Below are 20,630 nucleotides of genomic sequence, written 5' to 3'. Positions count from 1 at the left end.
TTACAGGGCACACCGCCTACCCGCGTGAACACCACCCCACCTGGGCAACACTCTACGGATAGCCAGTTGGCAGGCGAGCTGGATAAAAATTTTGGTGAACTGCATGCTTTTTTCAAGGCGGGGCGCTTGACGCAGTCGTCCTTGCACAGGATCGCGGCGCAAGAACTGGCAGGAGACTAACGTGCGGGACCGCATAATCCTGGTGGTCAGGGAGATTCTCAAACGCCCGCTCTTGAACGACACCATTATTGATTTCGAGGGGTTCATTACCCGCGACAGCCTTAAGGCGGCAGCCTTGGCGTTGCGAGGCAACAGTTCCCCGAATACCTTCAGTCAGGATCCTTTTCATGGCCAGTGCAACGCCAAAGTGGTTATGGCCCTGCAAGGTTATTTCAAGCAGTTGAAGGACACCTCCAAGGATCGGACCCGATTCTTCGAGGCGCTGGAATATGTGGAAATCGCACGGCTCAAAGCGGTGATGAATGATCCCGATGATCTGGATGGCCAAGGGCTGCCAAACTTGGAGCCTGCGACGGGGCTACCCAGCAAAAAGTACAGCGAACACTGTGTATACACGGCCAAGAACATCATTGAGCGCCCAGGGCTCCTGCGCTCGTTGGAGCGCGTCAACAACATGCGCCTGTTTGGCCGGCCCAGGCATGAAGGATGGCTCAGCAATAAAAGTCTCGAGCGCTGGCTTGAGCAGTACAACCAATACAAAGCCAGGTAGCTCCCCGGCTTTGCGCAAAAGGCTTTTATACCTTGAGGATCTTGCCACTGATGGCCACGCTGGCGAGCAACAACGCGATCAGCACAAAGGCGGTGTTCAGGCTGCTGCCATGGGCAATAAAGCCGATCATGGCCGGGCCGGCGAGGATGCCGGCGTAACCCAGGGTGGTGATGGCCGGCACCGCGATATGTTCGGGCATGACCTTTTGCTTGCCGACGGCGGTATACAACACCGGCACGATATTCGAACAACCCGCACCCACCAGGGCATAGCCCAGCAACGCGGTTTCCCAGGCCGGCAGCAGTGTGGCGAGTAGCATCCCCGCCGTTGCCAACGCGCCGCCGATCACGATCACGCGGGTGGCACCCAGGCGCCGCACAATGGCATCACCGGTCAGGCGTCCAGCGGTCATGGTCAGGGCAAAGGCTGCATAACCCAGGCCGGCATACGCTTCATCCAGGCCCCGCTCGGCGCTGAGAAACACCGCACTCCAGTCGAGCACCGCCCCCTCGGCCAGGAACACGATGAAACACAGGCAGCCAATGAACAGCACCACGCCATGGGGCACTGCAAAGGCCGGTCCTGAGCTTTCACTGCCATATGGCAGCAGGTGCGGTGCCGCCTTGAACAGCGCCGCCAGGGTTATGACGATCACCACCAGGGTGGCCTGCAGCGGTGACAGCCCCAAGCCCAACAATCCCGATACACCCGCCGCGCCGACAATCCCTCCCAGGCTGAACAAGCCGTGAAAGCCCGACATCATGGTTTTGCCGCTGGCCCGTTCGACAATCACGGCTTGCAAATTGACGGTGGAGTCCACGGTGCCGAGGCCTGCGCCAAACAGAAACAAGCCGGCCATCAACCAGGGGATCGAGCTGACGGTGGCCAGCATCGGCAAGGCCAGGCAGATCATGATTGTCCCGGCGCTCAGTACGCGTCGGCAGCCAAAACGCGACGCCAATGCACCGGCGGCAGGCATGGCGATGATCGAGCCGACCCCGAGGCACAACAGCAACAAGCCCAGGGTGCCTTCACTCAGGCCGGCGCGTGCTTTGGCATACGGCACCAGTGGCGCCCAGGCGGCGATGCCAAAACCGGCGATAAAGAACGCGATACGGGTCGACATTTGCTCCAGCCGCCCGGGAACCACGGGTGCTGGGGTGGGGATGGCAGTCATGGAAAATCCTTGGTTTTGCGTTCGAAGAACGATGTCCGGCGCGACATCGTTGCACATCAGGCCACGGCGTGCGAGATGGGTTCCCCGGGGATTTTGCCAGGCATGAATTTTATTTTTACAAAGCTGGAACCGGATTGGCGTTGAATGCCACGTAAGGTTTGCTGGTCTGTAGGAGGCGGTCTGGAAGGTGCGTAATCCCTGTGGAAGCTGGTGAACCCCGGGTTTTTACGGTGGATTACCACCTTCCAGTCCGCCTCCCACACTGGGCCTGTTCTGTAATACGCTGACCGCTAACTGTGTAGGTAAACGGACAGATCAAATGATGAAGACTCTTTGGCAGGCGGCGCCATGACCGTGTTCTACGATGCGCGAGGAAATGTCTACGGGGTGGTCAGCCCCGATGCACTGCGCCGCCAAGGCGTTGCGGTTCCCCGCAGTGCAGCACTGGCTGCCGAGGAACGGGAGTCATGGACATCCTCGGCCATCGCTTCCGAATGCAGTTGGGGCCCAGGACCACTCCCGGCCGAGGCCAAGGCTCACCGTTGCGATGGCCTGCTGGTGGGGCCGTTCCAGGCTGAGCCGCCGTTTGACCTGCTGATCGTCAATACCGACGGCTCCCTGGCCGAGCGTAGTGGTAACGGCTTGACCATCTTTGCCCAGGCGCTTACCGATCAAGGCTTGATGAGCGGCGCCTGCGAACTGCGGGTGCATCACGACAAATCCGATGCGTTGTCCCCCGTGGCCACCCAGGTGGAACCCGCCGTGTACGAGCAGGTTGCGGGTTTTTGGCTGGCATTGGGCAAGCCCGGGTTCGGGCCTGCTGCGGTGGGGGCGCAGGGGGTTGAATCGGTATTTTTGGCGGAAACGGAACTCAGCCATGTCGGTGAACTGGTCGCGATCAACCCACAGTGGACGCACAGCCAGTTTGTGCGGGTGGGCAATCCCCATTGTGTGACGCTGGTCGAGCACGCGTCGGCGTTGCCCGACAACTCGCAGATGCAGCAGTCGACGCTGTTTGCGTCATTACAGGCAATTGCCTTTGCGCCACCGGCGGGCGCCGGTCATCCCTGTCGGGCCGGGGTCAATTTGCAGTGGGCCGTGCGGCTATCCGCTAATCGTGTCAGTGCGCGCGTGTTTGAGCGCGGCGAGGGGCCTACGGCGTCTTCCGGAACCAGTGCCAGTGCGGTGGCCTGCGCAGCGTGGCGTGCGGGCTGGGTTGAGGCTGGTGAAGTCGCGGTGGTCATGCCGGGTGGCACTGCGCCAGTTCGCCTGCTTGCCAGCGCCGATACACTGTTGAGCGTCAGCCTGTTCGGGGCGGCGCGGCTGCAAGCGTAAACGGTTAAACAGCTGAGTTCCTAAATGAGTGTCAGCTGTTTCTCTTTTAATAGGTTATGGATACGTAAAGTTCATGTGGGGCACTTCTTCTAATTAAGAACTGGCTACTTAGTCCTGGGTTTTATTTTGTAAAAGATACTTCCATATCCGTTGTGCGAAACTTCCTTTTTATTTTCTGGTGCCCGATTTTTGCCCGAAATCGCTAAGCTTCAGATCGTTCAGGCGCTTTCTTCTCGGCAACTAGTTCGATGTTTTTCGGGAGAAAGTTTTCCAGCGAGTTAATAGAGGGCGGGTAACAGCGGATGGATAGCGCGTATGTTTCGTCACGTTTCAAGTTGATTGTTTGCGGAATGAATGCCCACTTTGAAGTGCTGGCGTTTAAAGGCAGCGAGGCCCTTGATCAGCCGTATTTCATTCAGGTGCAATGGGTTAGCGAAGACCCAGGCCTGGACCTGGAGGCCTTGCTCCATCGACCCGCCTATCTGGATTTCGGCGAGGCGCATGAAGGCTTGCACGGCCAGGTCTATGCCATCGCGCGGGATGACCCAGGGCGGCGGCTCACTCGCTATCACCTGACCCTGGCACCGCGCCTTGCCAACCTTGCCCACCGGTGCGACCAGCGCATTTTCCAGCAACGCAGCGTGCCACAGATCATTGCGCAGGTCCTCGAACAGCACGGCATCCTGGCCGATGCCTACGTATTTGAATTGGGCCCCGTGGTGTATCCGCCGCGCACTTACTGTGTGCAGTACGGGGAAAGTGACCTGCATTTCATCCAACGGCTGTGTGAGGAGGAGGGCATTCATTACCACTTCCGCCATAGCGTGGACGGCCACCTCCTGGTGTTTGGAGATGACCAGACAGTGTTTCGCCGCTTGGCGGTGCAACGTTATTGCGCAGCTGGCGGGCCCTGCGCCGAGGCGCAGGTTATCCAGCGTTTCGACGTACGACTGGCGACCCGCAGCCAGAAAACCGCGCGTCGGGACCATGACTTCGAACACCCGGCACTGCGCCTGCAAGTCACCGCCGGTTCTACCTCGACGCTCCCCCTGGAAGACTATCGCTACCCCGCAGGTTTTACCCACCGTACGCGCGGCATGCGCCTGGCGCGTCGTGGGCTGGAGCGCCATCTCAGTAATCGTTTTCGGGCGCTGGGCAAGAGCGATCAACCCGCGCTGCGCAGTGGCTGTTTTTTCCCCCTGCGCGATCACCCCGACCCGGCCTGCAACGATCTGTGGCTGATCACCTCGGTGCGTCACGAGGGCTATCAACCGCAGGTACTGGAAGAGGCCGTCGTGGACACCCACCCGTTCCAGGGCTATCGCAATCGCTTTACGGCCATTCCCTTACATACAACGTACAGGCCGCCCCTCAAACACCCCAAGCCGACCCTCAACGGCAGTCAGACTGCGACCGTCACCGGGCCGATTGGCGAGGACGTGCACTGTGATGAATATGGACGGGTGAAGGTGCGTTTTCACTGGGACCGCCTGGATAAGGACGATGACAGAAGCAGCTGTTGGGTGCGGGTGGCATCCGGGTGGGCCGGTGACGGTTTTGGCGCCGTGATGATCCCGCGAGTGGGCATGGAAGTGCTGGTCACCTTCCTTGAGGGCGACCCGGACCAGCCGCTGATCAACGGCTGCCTGCCGAATGCCTTGCACAGGCCCGCCTACCCGCTGCCCCAACACAAGACTCGCAGCGTATTGCGTAGCCGCAGCACCCCGGGTGGGAGTGGTGGCAACGAATTGCATCTGGAGGACAGGCGTGGCGAGGAGCTGATCTACCTGCATGCGCAACGAGATCTGGAGCAACAGATTGGTCGTGATAGCCACCTGGAAATTGCGGGAGAGCGCCGGGAAATCGTTCGGGGAGCCAGCACGGTTTGCCTGGAAAGCGAAGAGCATCATCAGGTCACCGGCGACCGCAGTGTGATGCTCAAGGCGAACGATCGCCTCAATGTACGGGGTGATAGCCTGACCCATGTGGGACAGACCCTGATGGTCGAGGCAGGACAAGAGCTTCATCTTAAATCCGGTGCCTGCCTTGTGATTGATGCTGGCGCGCAACTGAGTCTCAAGGCGGGTGGAGAGCATTTGGTCATCCAGGCGGGCGGGATCTTCAGCAGCCGGCCGATCACGTTGGGCGGCGCGCCGTCTGTGGCCCCGCTGGCTGTCGCCGCAGCCCCGAAAGTCTCGGCAGTGCAAGCTGCCGTCATGGGCTTGGCCAGGCAACTGGACGCGGACTTCTGTCCCGTGTGCGAGCGCTGTCGCGAAGGCTGGTGCGAAGTCGACGGGAGGGCCGCTTGATGGACACACTTCCTTGCCGATGGATAACCCAGCAACAGCAAGCCGGGCGTTGGTTGTGCCTGGTCCTGGAGGGCAACCATGATGCGCGTCAGTCTCTGCTTGAAGTGCGCAGCCTGTCCCAGTATCGCAACCTCTACGCCGAGACCGTGGTGTCGGATATGGCGAATGCGGGGCCGGTCATCCTGTTGCTGGAGCAGGCGAACGAGCCTGCACTGCTGAACCTGTTACAAACCCCCGATACGAACTGGGGCTGGCTGGGTAGCTTGCCGAGCGCCGACCTGACGAGTGTAACCCGGCACTGGCGCGACCGATTGCTGGTAGGGCCCGAGGGTAATCCGGCGTTGTACCGCTTTCACGATAACCGCACGCTGGCTCGTGCATTGGGTCATCTTGAGTTGGCGCATTGGCCCTCATACCTCGGCCCCTTGATCAGCGTGTGCTACTGGCATGACGGGGGCTGGCGTCAAAGCGACAACCCGATCCCCGACGAGTATCCGGTGCCCGATCCGGCCCCCTGGTTGAACACACCCAACCCACATGCAGCAGCCATCCTGCACGCCAATATCCTGCGCTATTTGTTGACCGAACACAGCGAAAGCCTGGCCGCGCTGGTGGAGTTCCAGGACCCAAGGGTGTGGCTGACCCAGGTCTTGGAGCAGGCCCGCGCCTGGCAATGGCGTGGCTCGGAGCAGTTGGAATTCCTGGTGGTGCGCAGGTTGGAAGAGGCGACGCGAGGCAGTGTTATCCGATGGCAGCCGGTGGCGGGGGAAACATCAGCGGATCACTTTGAGCGCGTGGTGAAACAGTGGCGTTCGATGGGGCAAGCCCATGAGTAGGCGAAGGTGGGGTGTGTTGCTTGTGCTGGGAGTGGTGGTGCTTTCAGGCTGCGTGGGAAAACCGGTGGACAAAGTCACGCTGGAGGTGGATCTGCCGCCGGAATTTCGCTTTATCGCGAGCGCCCATTATCTCCCCGCCACCGGGGAAAACTGCAGCCTGCCGCAACGTCGAGGCAAGCGACCGGAGCGCAAGATTTTTGTCACGCAGTACAAGCCTGTGGCGGAACGCGTGAGCCTGGATCTACCGCTTGCGGAAGTCATTGAAGGCTGCCCTACGGTCTTGCGCAGTGTGGGTTTTGATCTTCGTGCGAAATGGGGCGTGCGTTATGCAGATGTGGGTGGAGATCATGCCGTTATCGGTATTCGGGATCGCTGGGATGTTGTATCCACTGTGCCCGAGCCGGGGGTTCAAGCGGTCTTCGGGACGTGTCGGTGGTTGTTCCGAACGTTGGGTCCCTACCACGCAATCCGGAAGATCTTGCAGTGTCGCTCATTGGACGCCTATGGGGAGCCAAGGTTGGCGGGAGGTGTCGCGCAGCGGGACCAGTTGGCAGGGAAAAAGCTCAGGATGGTGCTTGCACTGAGTGATGAGGAACAGCCTTATTTTGACGACAACTGGGTGCCCGTTCCTGGGGGGTGGAAGCGCTGCAAGGGCAAGAGTCTTGAAGACATGGACGCTTTCTGTCGCGGCAATACCACCGACTTTAAGCCTATAACAATGCCGGATGGGCGACTCTGCGATGTCTATCCATCGTGTCAATAACAGGGAGCAAGTTCATGAAGCTGGATGCACGGAAGCAACCGTTTTTCAGTGACAGTCAACCCGCCTGCGCATTACGCGGGCATTGGGTGAGTTTTGGCCTGGTCGATGAGTGCGGCAGCGGAGCGGCATACGGCGGGTTGCCGTATACCGTCCATGACAGCGCAGGGCAGCGGTACGCAGGTAGATTGACCAAAGATGGATTTGCCAGGCTTGACGCTATTTACTGCGGCCCGGTAGTGCTTGTGTTTGACGACCTGTATTCAGGCGTCGAGAAGCCGTACAGCCAGTTGGCGACGCGTAAAACCTACAGGCTTCCGATCACCGAACTGCAAGTTCGCGCGGAACAGAGTCGATTTGCAGAAGCAGATGGCCGGCGGGTTGAAGATAATCCGGCTAAACAGAGCGCCCAACGGTTCTATCAGGTTGAAGTCCGGGATTTGGTGCGCCATACCGCGCATTTGCCGCCGGTGGCACAGCGAGCCCATCAACCTCAGCGACACGCGCTAAAAATGATGGCGGACCTGGGATTCGGCCCGTCTCAGCCAGCGTTGGCGGGGGTGGTCCTGTTTCCCAACCACCACACCGTGCTAGAGGTCCGGCCACTGCGAGCCCTTCGCCCGATGCTCTCCACCGACGATAACTTCTGTGCCTTGAACCTCTATCAATTGGCGCTGATGTCCACCCTGAGCTACTGCGATTTTGGCCAGGAGCCCCCTAAAAAACCTGAACACGACGTTCGCTTCCCGTTCGATCCCAGCGTCGGCCATCTCTTTGCGGAAAAGCTTTCGGGCTATCAGGAAGCCTGGCGGGTGGATGCGGAGCAAGCGCAACGGTTCTATCCGTTGTATGAAGAGGTCCCATATTCCCAGCGCTTTGAGATTCTGCCGTTTGACCCTCAGCTGTATCCGCAAAACCAACCGGAGTTGGAAACGGCGCAAGAGCATCCCGCGTCGCTGCACTTTTTCGATGATGCCGAGTTTGGTACGGACACCCAGGCTTTTATCACTCATCACGACGAAGTCATCCTGATTGCCGTGCGCGGCACTGCCAGCCCGGCTGATGGGCTGCGGGATGGGAACGCTCATCAGGTGGCGTTCGTCGAAGGTGTTGGCAAGGCGCACGAAGGGTTTTATCAGGCTTACCAGGCTATGCGAGAGTTCGTACTGCGTTACCTCGACCAGTTTTACATCGGCCAACGTATCGTCATCTGCGGCCATAGCCTGGGGGGAGCAATCGCCTTATTACTGGCTGAAGGCATTCGTCGAATTCCCAAAACCTCTTACAACGTCCTCCTCTACACCTACGGCGCCCCCCGCGCCGCCGACGCTGAATTCACCGCCGGGGCCTCAACCCTGGTCCACCACCGCATCGTCAAGCACAACGACCCGGTCCCCAGCGTGCCGGCATCTTGGATGAACACCACCGCCAAACTCTGGGTGCCCGGTGCCGTCACGCTTTTTAGCGCTCCAGCCCCCGGCGGCTTGCTGTTCGCCGCTGGCCTGGTGCGGGTTGGTGGCAATCCCTACCAACACCACGGCGAACAACAACACTTCATGCCGATCATGCTCCCGGATGGCACCCATTCTTCAATCTTGTGGAAGCCCGGCTGTGAGTCGATCCTGGAAGCCGGGTGCAACCGTGCGCTGCAACTCCACGGCGACATGCCCGACCGCGACAATCTGCTGAGGCAGCTGTTCCAGGCCAACCAGCACTTCATGACCGCCAGCTACATCCCGGCAGCCTGGGCAACCCTGCGTCGCTGGCAGCAAACGTTGGAGTCTGATGGTCCGCTGGTGACGGCCAGGGAATATGAGTTACTGGACCACGCACTGGCCAGCATGCGCCAGCAACTAAGGGACAAACGCCTGGAGCTGGCCCGGCGTTCCCCGGCCAACGACCGTGGTTATGAGCACCACGAACCTTTGAACGCAGAGATCGATCGTTTACATACCAGTCGCGAGCGTCTCGAAACCTTGCGCTGGCGTCGTCTGGAAGCCCGAGACGTCTATGGCAGTCAAGCTCAATCCAGTCATTTGCAACCGAGCCTCAAACGCTGGTTCAGCCACCGTGAAAACCGCGAGGTGTCCCAGGTCGCCAGTATTCCCCCGTCCACCTATAGCGAACGGGGGAGGGCGCTGACGCTGGATATCGATTCAATCGTCTAGATGAACTCCACCTGCGCCGGCTGACGCTTCATCAACACCTTGCCGTTGCGGATCGAATACAGGGGCAGGCCCTGGCTGCGGATGACCTCGTAATCGCTGTCTGCCGACAGGATCAGCAGGTTGGCCGGGCGTCCGGGTTCCAGGCCATAACGCTCGCCCAAGGCCATGGCCTTGGCGCTGTTGTCGGTAACCAGGTCGAGGGCGCTTTGCAGGTTGCGGTAGCCGAGCATATGGCAGATGTGCAAACCGGCTTCCAGCACCCGCAGGATGTTGCCGTTCCCCAAGGGATACCAGGGGTCGACGATGGAGTCCTGGCCGAAGCACACGTTCATGCCGGCCTCCAGCAGTTCGTTGACGCGGGTGACGCCACGGCGTTTCGGGAAGGTGTCGAAGCGGCCTTGCAGGTGGATGCTCTCGGTAGGGCAGGAGACAAAACTGATGCCCGAGTGCCCCAGCAAGCGAAACAGTTTGGCGCAGTAGGCATTGTCGTAGGAGCCCATGGCCGTGGTGTGGCTGGCGGTGACGCGCGCGCCCATGTCGCGGCTGCGGGCCTCTTCGGCGAGTACTTCGAGGAAGCGTGAGTGCGGGTCGTCGGTCTCGTCACAATGCACGTCTACCAGACAACCCGTGCGCTCGGCCAGGTCCATCAGGAACTTCACCGAACTCACGCCTTGGTCGCGGGTGTATTCGAAGTGAGGAATGCCGCCGATCACGTCGGCGCCCAGGCGGATGGCTTCTTCCATCAATGCACGGCCATTGCGGTACGACTCGATACCCTCCTGGGGGAACGCGACGATTTGCAGGTCGATCAGGTGGGTGCTTTCCGCGCGCACCTCCAGCATGGCCTTGAGCGCGGTGAGGTCCGGGTCGGTAACGTCAACGTGGGTGCGCACATGCTGGATGCCATGGGCGGCGAGGGCCTGGATGGTTTTTTTGGCGCGGGCCTTGGTGTCTTCCTGGGTGATGGTGGCCTTGCGTTCGCCCCAGCACTCGATGCCTTCGAACAATGTGCCGCTCATGTTCCAGCGCGGTTCGCCGGCGGTGAGGGTGGCGTCGAGGTGGATATGGGGTTCGACGAAGGGCGGAATCACCAGGTTGCCGGCGGCGTCCAGGTCACCCTCCATCAATACGGGGGCCGCAGTCTGTGCTGTGATGCTGGCGATCCGGCCGTGTTCCAGGTGCAGATCATGCAGGCCGTCACGGTTGCGCAGGCGGGCGTTGATGATGTGCATGGGCAAGTTCCTCTAGGGCAAAAAGCGGTCAGGCGGTCATTATGCCTCGGCATTGGCCAATGGCGTTTTTACCCGTAGTACAGCGGTTAGGACGATGTAGGTCAAAGACGCCGCAGCAATCCCCACCAAAGGCGCCACCCACGGCGAGTGAAATGCCAGCACGGTGCCGACGGCATACGCCACCAGCCCCGGCCAATTGAAGGCCGGCAGACGCGCATCCGCCAGGCGCGGGTAGTGGCCGCGATAGCGGTAGAAGAAGTCCGCCATGATGACGCCGCCAATCGGCGGGATCACGGTGCCCAGCAAAATCAGGTAGGGCACCAGCATGTCGTACATGCCGAGCAGCGCCAGTAGGGTGCCGATGACGGCGCCGACCAGGGTCACGGTCTTGCGGCGTTTGGTGCGCAACAAGTTGCAGCCGGCCACGGCAAAGTTGTAGATGGTGTTGTCCTGGGTGCTCCAGATATTGAGCAGCAACATGGCCATTGCTGCCATGGCAAAGCCTTGCAGCAGCAACACTTCCACCACATCTGGCTGTTGGTAGACGATGGCGCCATAAGCACCGATCAGCACCATCAGGCCATTACCGATAAAAAAACCGATCAGGCTGGCCAGTACCGCCACCTTGGCCGAGCGGGAAAACCGCGTCCAGTTGGTGGCCTGGGTCGCGCCGCTGACAAAGGTGCCGAACACCAGGGTAATCGCCGTAGACAAGTCCAACTCACCCGTAGGTACCACCGCCAGCAATCCATCCATCCCGCCGACTTTTACCGTGGCTACCCACATCGACAGAAACAGCAGGATGCCCATGGCCGGCACGGCAATGTAGGACAGGATCTCCAGGCCGCGATAACCAATGTAGGCGGTGGCGCAGAACACCAGGCCAAACACCACCATCAGCGCCAACACACTGCCTTGGCTCAACTCGAAATACTTGCCGAGCACCACGGCGGCCGTGGCGGTGCCCCAGGCATACCAGCCGATCTGGGTGAAACCAAGGATCAGGTCGCTAAGCTTGCTGCCCACCTCGCCAAAGCAGAAGCGACCCATCAGCACCGAATTCAATCCGCTCTTGAACGCGATATAACCCAGGCCTGCTGCATAGATACCCAACAGCAGGTTACCCAGGGCCACCACGCCCAGCATGTCGGTAAAGCTGAACGCCACTCCCAGCTTGCCGCCAGCAAACATGGTCGCGGTAAAAAACGTAAAGCCCAGCAGCACCATGGCGGTGGACGCCAGGCCCTTGCGTGCATGCAGGGGGACTTCGCTGAGGGGGTAATCGTTGCCCGGTTCGTGCTGTGTCATGTGCCTTGCTCCCTGAGTCGTGACGGGAGGTTGTTGCACTGGGCGTGCCAACACGGGAGGCGGCAGGGGGAGAGGCTGTGCAGCAGGCCAGCCGTGTTCCCTCGGGCACGATAGCGGTGCAGCGGTGATACAAATTGGATCAGTCGAACAGCGTGTGGGTGGTCTCGCCGCGATGGAAGGCAAAGGCGGCTTCCAGATCGCTTTCGATGGTGCGCCCACGGGACAGCGGCGGCAGCGCATTCAGGTGGAAAAAGCCGACCTCTGTGGTTTCGAACCCGGCCATGGGGGCCGACCGATCCACCGGATCACACAGGAAATACAGCTTGTAGAAATCCCGTACATCCGGCCGATACAAGCCCTTGGCCTTGTGCGTCACGCTGTACAGCGCCCGTGCGGTCACCGTCAGCCCAGCTTCCTCGCGGATTTCCTTGATGATGTTCTCTGCGGCGGACAAACCGATATCGGCGTAGCCCCCTGGCAACGCCCAGCAACCATCGGTCAATTCGCGGACCAGCAGGATCCGGTCACCCTCGATCACCGCACCGCGTACGTCGATCATCGGTGTCGAATAACGCTGGGCAAAGTCAGTGACCAGCCCGGTGATGCGTTCCAACGGCACGTTGCCCAACTGCGCCAACATGCTGTGGGCGATCTCGGCGATTTCTTCCAGGCGCTCACGCTCGAAATCATCGGTGCAGAAATGCAGCCCCGTGGAGGCCAACGCTTGCAGGCGCTTGGCTTGGGCCAGCCAAGTGTTTTCCATCAGGGGCGCACTCCCACCGGATTATTCTCCGCGATAGATACAACCGCTGGTGCACGTCTCATGGATACGAATCGCACTGAGTTCCGGCAACAACGGTTTCAGCTCATTCCAGATCCACTTGGCCAGCACTTCGCTGGTCGGGTTTTCCAGGCCGGGAATGTCATTGAGGTAGTTGTGGTCGAGGCGTTCATACAACGGCTTGAAAATCGCCTTGATCTCCGAGAAGTCGCGAATCCAGCCGGTATGGGGATCGAGGTCGCCGCTCAGGTGGATCGCCACCTTGAACGAATGCCCGTGCAGGCGCCCGCATTTGTGGCCTTCCGGTACGTGGGGCAGGCGGTGGGCGGATTCGAATGTAAATTCTTTGAAGATTTCCACAGTATTTTCAGCTCGGTGAGGTATCTGGCAGGCGGCGAGTTTAACAGCTTGGCCCGCCGCCGCGCATACCGCCCCTCTGTAGGAGCGAGCTTGCTCGCGAAAAACTTGAGAGCGCCACGTTCAATTCAGGATGCCCGCGTCATCGTTAGCGATTTTCGCGAGCAAGCTCGCTCCTACATTAAAGAGCCAACAAGCGCTCGCCCAGCCCACCGTTATCGGCCAATTGCAGGAACTCATCCCCCAGTCGCTGGCTTTCGCTCATCGCGGTTTGCCAGTATTTGTTGCGACTGGAATCATCGCCCATGAAGCGCTTGAAGTCGCTGCGGTCCGGCAGTTTGCCGTGGGGCAGGCGGGCCAGGTAGTCCTTGGATGGCGCCAGCAGCAACACATCCTGCAAGCCTTGCGGGTTGCTGCGTCGCCACGGCAGGCCTTTATCGAACCAGCCGGGGATAACCCGGTCGGTAAAGTGCGGGTACAGCACGATATCGTCGCCGTGGTAAGGCAGGTCCAGGTGGTAGTCCAGCAGGCCGCCGTCGCGGTAGGTGCCGGCACCGGCGCCGGGCAGGTCACGCACGCCTTGCATCACCATGGGAATCGAGCCCGACGCCAGCAATGCCTGGCGCAGGTTGTCCAGTTCCAGGGTGAGGAACCGCGAAGGAAAATCCTGCAAAGGATGCACCGGCGGTGCCTGGCGCGGGTCGTGGATGATCAGCCGCTCAAAGTGGCGAGACAGTCGCGCACGGCCCCGCAGGTTGTCGGCGATGACCGATGACAGGCCCAGCCCGAGCCGGCCACGGTGGTCATCGGCAAGCAGGCCGTGACTCTTGACCACCATGATGTTCAGTCGATAGTCGCGATTGTCCAGCACCCGCGCATCGCGACCGGCCAACAGGTCGTCGAGCATGCGCTGGCAGCTCTGGCTGACCTCGGCCATGGTCACGCCCTTGGCAAAACGCTGTTCGTTGTACAGGCGGCCAAGGTCGAGCAGGCCTTGCACCGGGTCGGGCAGGCAGGCGCTGGCAAACCGCCAGGAACCGATGGACGCGCCGATCAGCGCGCGCTCCCGAGGTGCGCGCGGCAACCAATCGCCGAACAGCGCCAGGTCCAGGCCCTGGATACCCAGCGCCTTGGGACCGCCGGCCGCACCGGGTAGGATACCGACGTCGGCAGGGGTAAGGCCTTGCTCACGAATGCGTGTGAAGGCACGCTTGCCAGCCTTTAAGGTCAGGGCGGGGAATTTGATGTGGATGGCTGTCATACCGGTCTCTTTTGAAGCAAGCAGCGCAGTATAGGAAGTCTCGCACGATGTTGGTTGTAGTGGGCTGTGGGAAATTGCCATGGTGGCAATTCAGTTTCAGTTAAGTTGTGAGGGGTAACGTGACGCCCTCAAGCGACAACAGGATTCGTAATGAAGGTAAATCGACGCACGGGCGGCCAGGTGGCGCTGGTGTTGCTGCTGACCAGCTCAAGCCTGGCGGCCCATGACCTTGGCCAGGACGAAGCCTTGCGCCTGCGCCAGCAGGGCGTTATCGCGCCACTGGAACACTTGCTGGGCCCGGCGTTTGCGCGTTATCCGGGGTCCAAGCTGCTGGACGCCGAGCTTGAAGAACATAAAGACCGTCCAGTGCGCTATATCTATGAAATCGAACTATTGACCGCCGAAGGCGTGGTGCGCGAGATCGAACTCGATGCCAGCACCGGCGAGCTGCTCAAAGACAAGGAAGACGACTGATGCGCCTGCTTTTGGTTGAGGACAATGTTCCGCTGGCCGATGAATTGCTGGCCGGCCTGCAGCGCCAGGGCTACGCCGTCGATTGGCTGGCCGATGGCCGCGACGCCGCGTATCAGGGCCGCAGCGAGCCCTATGACCTGATCATCCTCGACCTCGGCCTGCCTGGCATGCCGGGGCTTGAGGTGCTGGCGCAGTGGCGTGCCGCCGCGTTGACCACCCCGGTGCTGGTGCTCACCGCCCGCGATTCCTGGGCCGAGCGCATCGAAGGGCTCAAGGCCGGGGCCGACGATTACCTGAGCAAACCCTTCCACCCCGAAGAACTGCACCTGCGCATCCAGGCACTGTTGCGCCGCGCCCACGGCCACGCCAACCAGCCCACGCTGCAAGCCGCCGGTCTGCATTTGGATGAGGGCCGTCAGTGCGTGCTGCGCGATGGCGAGGAAATCCAACTGACCGCTGCGGAATTTCGCCTGCTGCGCTACTTCATGCTGCACCCCGAGCAGATCCTCTCGAAAAGCCATTTGGCCGAGCATTTGTATGACGGCGAGACCGAGCGCGATTCCAATGTGCTGGAAGTCCACGTCAACCACCTGCGCCGCAAATTGGGCCGCAGCGTGATCGAAACCCGGCGCGGCCAGGGTTATCGCTTTGGTGCCAGCCCGGCATGAGGTCGATTCAGCGGCGTCTGAGCCTGGGGCTGATCAGTGTGATGCTGATCGTTGGCCTGGTATTGGCGCAAACCAGCCTGTGGTTGTTCGAAGCCGGTTTGCAGCGCTACTTGGAGGCGGGGCTGCGCAACGATGCGGAGAATCTGCTGGTGGCGTTGGCACGCGGTCCCAATGGCGTGCAACTGGATGAACAACGGCTGTCGCCGGCCTATCAGCGGCCGTTCTCCGGGCATTATTTCCGCATCGATTTTGCCGATACCCACTGGCGTTCCCGCTCGCTGTGGGACCAGGAACTGCCGCGCCTGCCCGAGGCCGGGCTCAAGGGCAACCTGCAACTGGGGCCGGAGGGCCAGCAGCTGTTGATGCTGCGCTCGGACTACAAACGCTTTGGCCAATCGATTTCCATCAGCGTGGCCCAGGACTACACCCCGGTGCGGGAAAGCTTTCGCTTGATGCGTCAGATTGGTCTGGTGCTGGGGCTGGCGGCGCTGATGCTGGTGCTGATCCTGCAACGGGTCACCGTGCGACGCGCCCTGCGTCCGCTGGAAACCGCTCGCGAACAAATCGCCCAGTTGCAACAGGGGCAGCGCTCCCAACTCGATACCCAGGTGCCCCTGGAACTGGAGCCGCTGGTGGCGCAGATCAACCACCTGCTGGCCCACACCGAAGACAGCCTCAAGCGCTCGCGCAATGCCCTGGGCAACCTGGGCCACGCCCTCAAGACCCCGTTGGCGGTGCTGCTGAGCGCGGCCTCCAGTGAAACCCTCAAGGATCATCCCGAACTGAGCAAGTTGTTGCGCGAGCAACTGGAGCAGGTGCAGCAACGCCTCAACCGCGAACTCAACCGCGCGCGCCTGGCCGGTGAAACCCTGCCGGGTGCGTTGTTTGACTGCGAAAAAGAACTGCCTGGCCTGTTGGCGACATTGAACATGATCCACGGCGACCACCTGGACCTGAGTTATCAAGTGCCCCTTGGGCTGCAACTGCCCTGGGACCGTGAAGACTTGCTGGAACTGCTGGGCAACCTGCTGGACAACGCCTGCAAATGGGCGGATGCGGATGTGCGTCTGAGCATCAGTGAGACCGCTCACCGCTACCTGCTGGCGGTGGAGGACGACGGCCCTGGTATCCCCGAAACCCAGCGTGACCAGGTGTTCAGCCGAGGTGCGCGCCTGGATGAACAGATTGACGGGCATGGCCTGGGGTTGGGCATCGTGCGGGATATCGTCGAGGTGTGGGGCGGGGTGTTGCAGTTGCAGGAGAGTGAGTTGGGTGGCCTCAAAGTGCTAATTGAACTACCCAAGCCCTAACATTAATGCAATTCCAAATGTGGGAGGGGGCTTGCCCCCGATGGCAGTGTGTCAGCTACAAATTTGTTAACTGACACTCCCTCATCGGGGGCAAGTCGAATCGTCGCACCGCCCCTCCCACATTGGATTTCTATCAGGCTCTAGACCCTGAACTGATCCATCAACCCCTGCTGCTGATTCGCCAGGCTGTTCAACGCCTGGCTCACCCGCGCCGACTCATTGGCCTGTTCCGACAGCGATTCGGTCACATCCCGAATCGTCGCCACATTGTTGTTGATCTCCTCGGCCACTGCGCTTTGTTCTTCGGCGGCGCTGGCGATTTGCAGGTTCATGTCGCTGATCACCGTCACTGCCGCGCCGATCTGGCGCAGGGCCGTCACCGCTTCGCCCACCTGTTCGACGCTGCCCTGGGCCTGGCGATAGCTGTTGCCCATGGCGCCTACTACGTCCTCGGTGCCGCTCTGCAAGTGCTCGATGACCAGGCGGGTTTCTTCCACCGATTCCTGGGTCCGCCGTGCCAGGTTGCGCACTTCGTCGGCAACCACGGCAAACCCACGGCCGGCCTCACCGGCGCGGGCGGCTTCAATCGCCGCGTTGAGCGCCAGCAGGTTGGTTTGTTCGGCAATGCCGCGGATCACTTCCAGCACTGAACCGATTTGTTCGCTGTTGGTGGCCAGGCCTTCGACCTGAGTCATGGCGGTGCTCATATCCGCCGCCAGTTGGCCGATGTTGTTGGTGGTGCGGTCGATCACGGTCAAGCCGTCGCGGGTGGCCTGGTCGGCATCGCGGGCGGCTTGGGCGGCCTGGGCGGCGCTGCGGGCCACGTCCTGGGCGGTGGCGCTCATTTCGTGGGAGGCGGTGGCTACCTGATCGACCTGGCGGTACTGCTGTTCCATGCCGGCGCTGGTTTCAGTGGCAATCGCGGCGGATTGGTCGGCGGTGCCACGGGCGTCCTGCACCGAACGCTTCACTTCGGCGATGATCGGCTGCAATTTGTCGAGGAAGCGGTTGAACCAGCCGGCCAGTTGGCCCAGTTCGTCCTGCTTGGCGTAGGCCAGGCGGCGGGTCAGGTCGCCTTCGCCGCTGGCGATGTCTTCCAGCATATGCGCCACGCCGAGGATCGGCCGGGTCACGCTGCGTGCCATCAGCCACACCAGGATCAAGCCGACCACGGCTGCCAACAGGCCAAGGCTCAGTTCCAGCAGGGTGCCCCTGGCATTGTCGGCGTCCAACTGGGCTTTCAGCGCTTCGGCGGGGGCTACCAGGACTTTTTCCGGCACATCCAGCAACACGCCCCACGGCTTGCCGTCCGGGATCGGCGCGAACGGCGCCAGGACCTTGAGTTGATGGTCGGTGCGCAGGCTGCGAATCTGCGTACTGCCGGCCAGGGCGCTGATCAATTGCGCGCCGTTGGCGGTATCGACCTGATCCAGGCGTTGGCTCAGTTTGCTCGCATCCGCGCTGTAGCCGGCCAGCACACCGGTTGGGCTGAGGATGCTGACCTGGGTCTGGCCGTCATACAGCTTGTGGCTGGCCTGTTGGCTTACCGCCTGCAAGCTGTTGAGGTTGATGTCCACCGACAGCGACGCGATGACTTTGCCGTTGACCATCAGCGGGAACACGATGCTGGTCATCAGCACGTTTTGCCCATTGATTGTGTAGAAGTACGGCTCGATCACACAGGGCTTGAGGGTGCTGCGCGGGCAGGTGAACCAGGCGTTGGCCTTTTCGCCGCTGGGGCCGATGCGCGTGTCGGACATGTCGCTTTCCGGCAGCGCCATCGACTCCAGTTTGCCAGGCGTCGGTTGCGACCAGTAAAGGGCGAAGCGGCCCTTGTCATTGCTGCCCAGCTCCGCCTGGCCGGCGAACAGCTCATCCTTGCCGTCCAGCGCATTGGCTTCGAACACCAGGGACAAGCCCAGCAAGTCCGGGTTGGCCTGCAAGGCGGCCTTGACCTGGCGGGTCAAGTCTTCGCGGGTGTCGAAGGCGTCGAGGAAGCGCTTTTCGGCCTGCTCGCGCAAGAACAGCACCTGACGCGAAAAGCCATGGCCGTACTGATAGGCGTCCATGAACTGACGACGGATGCCCAGCGCTTGCACTTCACCTTGAGCCTCGATGCGCGACTGGGCCGCTTCGTCGAGCATCTGCATGCTGGAGGCCTTGACCTGCTGCGAACTCTGCTCCATGCGATACAGCGACAGACCTACCAGCAAGGTCACGATCCCCAGCAGGCAAAGGCCGGCGAGCAGGGTGATTTTCCATTGAATGGACAGCTGTCTGAGGGACATCGAGGAGCATCCTTAACCTGAAAACACAGAGAGTCAGGTTATCGGCCGGGTTTTCCGATTCTTTATTCAGCAAGCTCCCAACACCGCAGTTTTGACATGGGAACCTGCGTCCGGCAAAGTGCGCGCCCTCTAATAAGACCTCCTTCAAGCCCGCACGCCGACCGCCACCCATGGCCGTCGGGGCGCGGGCATGCCTGTTTTTTATGTTTCTGCTTGAGGTAACCATGATTAACGCAGTCATTGCCGCGGTCGGCACCATGCTGGTGCTCAGTTTGTCCCGCGTGCATGTGGTCATCGCCATCATCGTCGGCGCCCTGGTGGGCGGCCTTACCGGTGGCCTGGGGATCGACGCCACGCTCAAAGCCTTCAACGGTGGCTTGGGTGGCGGCGCGACCGTGGCCTTGTCCTACGCCTTGCTCGGCGCTTTCGCCGTGGCAATTGCCAAATCCGGCCTGGCCCATGCCCTGGCCGACAAGGCGCTGATGCTGGTGGACCGCCAGGAAGCCACCGGCGGCAGCCACGTCAAATGGCTGCTGATCGGCCTGTTGTGGGTGGTGGCGATTGCCTCGCAAAACATCCTGCCGATTCATATCGCGTTTATTCCGTTGCTGGTGCCGCCACTGTTGTACGTGTTGACCAAGCTGCAACTGGACCGCCGCCTGATCGCCTGCGTAATGACCTTCGGCCTGATCACCCCGTACATGTTCCTGCCGGTGGGCTTCGGCAATATCTTCCTCAACCAGATCCTGTTGGCGAATGTGGCCAAGAGCGGCGTCGACATCAGCCAGGTCAACGTCACCCACGCCATGAGCCTGCCGGCCCTGGGCATGGTGGTCGGCCTGCTGGTGGCAGTGTTTGTCAGCTACCGCAAAAAACGTGTGTACGACCTGGAGAAAATCGAGCGGGTCGAACAAGTGGCGGTGCAGTACAACCCGCTGACCCTGCTGGTGGCGGGCCTGGCGATTGCCTCGGCGTTCATCATCCAGTTGTGGCTGGACTCGATGATCATCGGCGCTTTGGCGGGGTTCCTGATCTTCTCGGTCTCGGGCATCGTGCGCTGGAGCGACACCGACGACCTGTTCACCGAAGGCATGAAGATGATGGCCATGATCGGCTTCATCATGATCGCCTCGTCGGGTTTTGCCGAAGTGCTCAAGGCCACGGGTGACGTGCGCTCGCTGGTGGAAACCTCGGCGGCGTTCATCGGCCATAGCCGGGGAGTGGGGGCATTGTTGATGTTGTTGGTGGGGCTGTTGGTGACCATGGGCATCGGCTCGTCGTTCTCCACCGTGCCGATCCTCGCCGCGATTTTCGTGCCGCTGTGTGTGCAACTGGGGTTCAGCCCGGTGGCGATCGTGTGCATCGTCGGCACTGCTGGCGCGCTGGGCGATGCCGGTTCGCCGGCTTCGGACTCCACCCTTGGCCCCACCTCCGGCCTGAACATCGACGGTCAGCACCACCATATCTGGGATACCGTGGTGCCGACGTTCCTGCACTACAACATCCCACTGCTGGCGTTTGGCTGGCTGGCGGCGATGACGCTCTGACGCCCCACGCGGCCCATCGGTCCTTGTAGTGAGCGGGCTTGCCCTGCGCGGCGGTGTGTCAGACGTTTCAACTTCATCAGGCACACCGC

17 protein-coding genes are annotated in these 20,630 nt (G+C 61.1%); 10 read left to right on the top strand and 7 right to left on the bottom strand.

Annotation, left to right across the window (positions count from 1 at the left end; genetic code table 11):
• The first annotated feature begins 232 nt into the window (after window positions 1–232).
• Entirely contained in the window at window positions 233–730 is a 498-nt protein-coding gene (locus DYL61_RS18725) for a type III secretion effector protein (protein WP_238704583.1), read from the top strand.
• Between the two features lie 25 nt (window positions 731–755).
• Here DYL61_RS18725 and DYL61_RS18720 read toward each other — a convergent pair whose 3' ends face one another.
• The gene (locus DYL61_RS18720) at window positions 756–1,907 is read right to left on the bottom strand and encodes an MFS transporter (RefSeq protein WP_135309541.1); all 1,152 of its coding nucleotides are present in this window, start codon (window positions 1,905–1,907) and stop codon (window positions 756–758) included.
• Between the two features lie 348 nt (window positions 1,908–2,255).
• Between DYL61_RS18720 and DYL61_RS18715 the strand changes: the two genes are divergently transcribed.
• From DYL61_RS18715 to DYL61_RS18695, 5 genes are all read left to right on the top strand, one after another.
• Window positions 2,256–3,242 carry a diaminopimelate epimerase gene (locus tag DYL61_RS18715; protein WP_135309540.1) on the top strand — a complete coding sequence of 329 codons (987 nt, stop codon included), beginning with the start codon at window positions 2,256–2,258 and terminating at the stop codon, window positions 3,240–3,242.
• A 302-nt stretch (window positions 3,243–3,544) separates the two neighbouring features.
• On the top strand, window positions 3,545–5,551 hold the full coding sequence (locus DYL61_RS18710) for a type VI secretion system Vgr family protein (protein WP_135309539.1): 2,007 nt from the start codon (window positions 3,545–3,547) through the stop codon (window positions 5,549–5,551).
• Window positions 5,551–6,387, top strand: coding sequence for a DUF4123 domain-containing protein (locus DYL61_RS18705; protein ID WP_135309538.1), 837 nt, complete (start codon window positions 5,551–5,553; stop codon window positions 6,385–6,387). Before DYL61_RS18710 ends, DYL61_RS18705 begins: the two co-directional genes overlap by 1 nt.
• Window positions 6,380–7,150 (top strand): hypothetical protein, encoded by a 771-nt coding sequence (locus DYL61_RS18700; RefSeq protein WP_135309537.1) that lies wholly within the window; start codon window positions 6,380–6,382, stop codon window positions 7,148–7,150. Before DYL61_RS18705 ends, DYL61_RS18700 begins: the two co-directional genes overlap by 8 nt.
• A 14-nt stretch (window positions 7,151–7,164) precedes the next feature.
• Complete coding sequence (locus DYL61_RS18695; protein WP_135309536.1) at window positions 7,165–9,315, top strand: lipase family protein; 2,151 nt, start codon at window positions 7,165–7,167, stop codon at window positions 9,313–9,315.
• Here the strand turns inward: DYL61_RS18695 and codA are convergent.
• The 5 genes from codA to DYL61_RS18670 all read right to left on the bottom strand — a co-directional run bounded on the left by codA (window position 9,312) and on the right by DYL61_RS18670 (window position 14,254).
• Window positions 9,312–10,547, bottom strand: coding sequence for a cytosine deaminase (gene codA / locus DYL61_RS18690; RefSeq protein ID WP_135309535.1), 1,236 nt, complete (start codon window positions 10,545–10,547; stop codon window positions 9,312–9,314). The two genes, DYL61_RS18695 and codA, sit on opposite strands and share 4 nt — an antisense overlap.
• 39 nt (window positions 10,548–10,586) lie before the next feature.
• Entirely contained in the window at window positions 10,587–11,855 is a 1,269-nt protein-coding gene (gene codB, locus DYL61_RS18685; RefSeq protein WP_135309534.1) for a cytosine permease, read from the bottom strand.
• A 139-nt stretch (window positions 11,856–11,994) separates the two neighbouring features.
• Entirely contained in the window at window positions 11,995–12,618 is a 624-nt protein-coding gene (locus tag DYL61_RS18680) for an NUDIX hydrolase (RefSeq protein WP_135309533.1), read from the bottom strand.
• Between the two features lie 21 nt (window positions 12,619–12,639).
• Window positions 12,640–12,996, bottom strand: coding sequence for a 6-carboxytetrahydropterin synthase QueD (gene queD, locus DYL61_RS18675; RefSeq protein WP_003190259.1), 357 nt, complete (start codon window positions 12,994–12,996; stop codon window positions 12,640–12,642).
• Between the two features lie 178 nt (window positions 12,997–13,174).
• Entirely contained in the window at window positions 13,175–14,254 is a 1,080-nt protein-coding gene (locus DYL61_RS18670) for a patatin-like phospholipase domain-containing protein (protein WP_135309532.1), read from the bottom strand.
• 150 nt (window positions 14,255–14,404) lie between these two features.
• Here DYL61_RS18670 and DYL61_RS18665 point away from each other — a divergent pair, with 150 nt between their 5' ends.
• Genes DYL61_RS18665 through DYL61_RS18655 form a run of 3 tightly spaced genes read left to right on the top strand, consistent with a single transcriptional unit; the run spans window position 14,405 to window position 16,706 of the window.
• Window positions 14,405–14,728, top strand: a complete 324-nt coding sequence (locus DYL61_RS18665; RefSeq protein ID WP_135309531.1) for a PepSY domain-containing protein — start codon at window positions 14,405–14,407, stop codon at window positions 14,726–14,728.
• The gene (locus DYL61_RS18660) at window positions 14,728–15,396 is read left to right on the top strand and encodes a response regulator transcription factor (protein WP_105698277.1); all 669 of its coding nucleotides are present in this window, start codon (window positions 14,728–14,730) and stop codon (window positions 15,394–15,396) included. The genes DYL61_RS18665 and DYL61_RS18660 overlap by 1 nt, the downstream gene beginning before the upstream one ends.
• Window positions 15,393–16,706 (top strand): ATP-binding protein, encoded by a 1,314-nt coding sequence (locus DYL61_RS18655; protein ID WP_135309530.1) that lies wholly within the window; start codon window positions 15,393–15,395, stop codon window positions 16,704–16,706. The genes DYL61_RS18660 and DYL61_RS18655 overlap by 4 nt, the downstream gene beginning before the upstream one ends.
• A 140-nt stretch (window positions 16,707–16,846) precedes the next feature.
• Here DYL61_RS18655 and DYL61_RS32075 read toward each other — a convergent pair whose 3' ends face one another.
• Complete coding sequence (locus DYL61_RS32075; protein ID WP_135309529.1) at window positions 16,847–18,994, bottom strand: methyl-accepting chemotaxis protein; 2,148 nt, start codon at window positions 18,992–18,994, stop codon at window positions 16,847–16,849.
• A 227-nt stretch (window positions 18,995–19,221) separates the two neighbouring features.
• Between DYL61_RS32075 and DYL61_RS18645 the strand changes: the two genes are divergently transcribed.
• Window positions 19,222–20,541: a Na+/H+ antiporter family protein gene (locus tag DYL61_RS18645; protein WP_167497981.1), complete on the top strand. Its 1,320-nt coding sequence runs from the start codon at window positions 19,222–19,224 to the stop codon at window positions 20,539–20,541.
• Window positions 20,542–20,630: the final 89 nt, after the last annotated feature.

The sequence above is a fragment of the Pseudomonas nabeulensis genome (assembly GCF_004682045.1).
Taxonomy (GTDB): Bacteria; Pseudomonadota; Gammaproteobacteria; order Pseudomonadales; family Pseudomonadaceae; genus Aquipseudomonas; species Aquipseudomonas nabeulensis.
The sequence above is the reverse complement of the archived record's forward strand: the minus strand, read 5'-3'. Positions and strand labels throughout refer to the sequence as shown.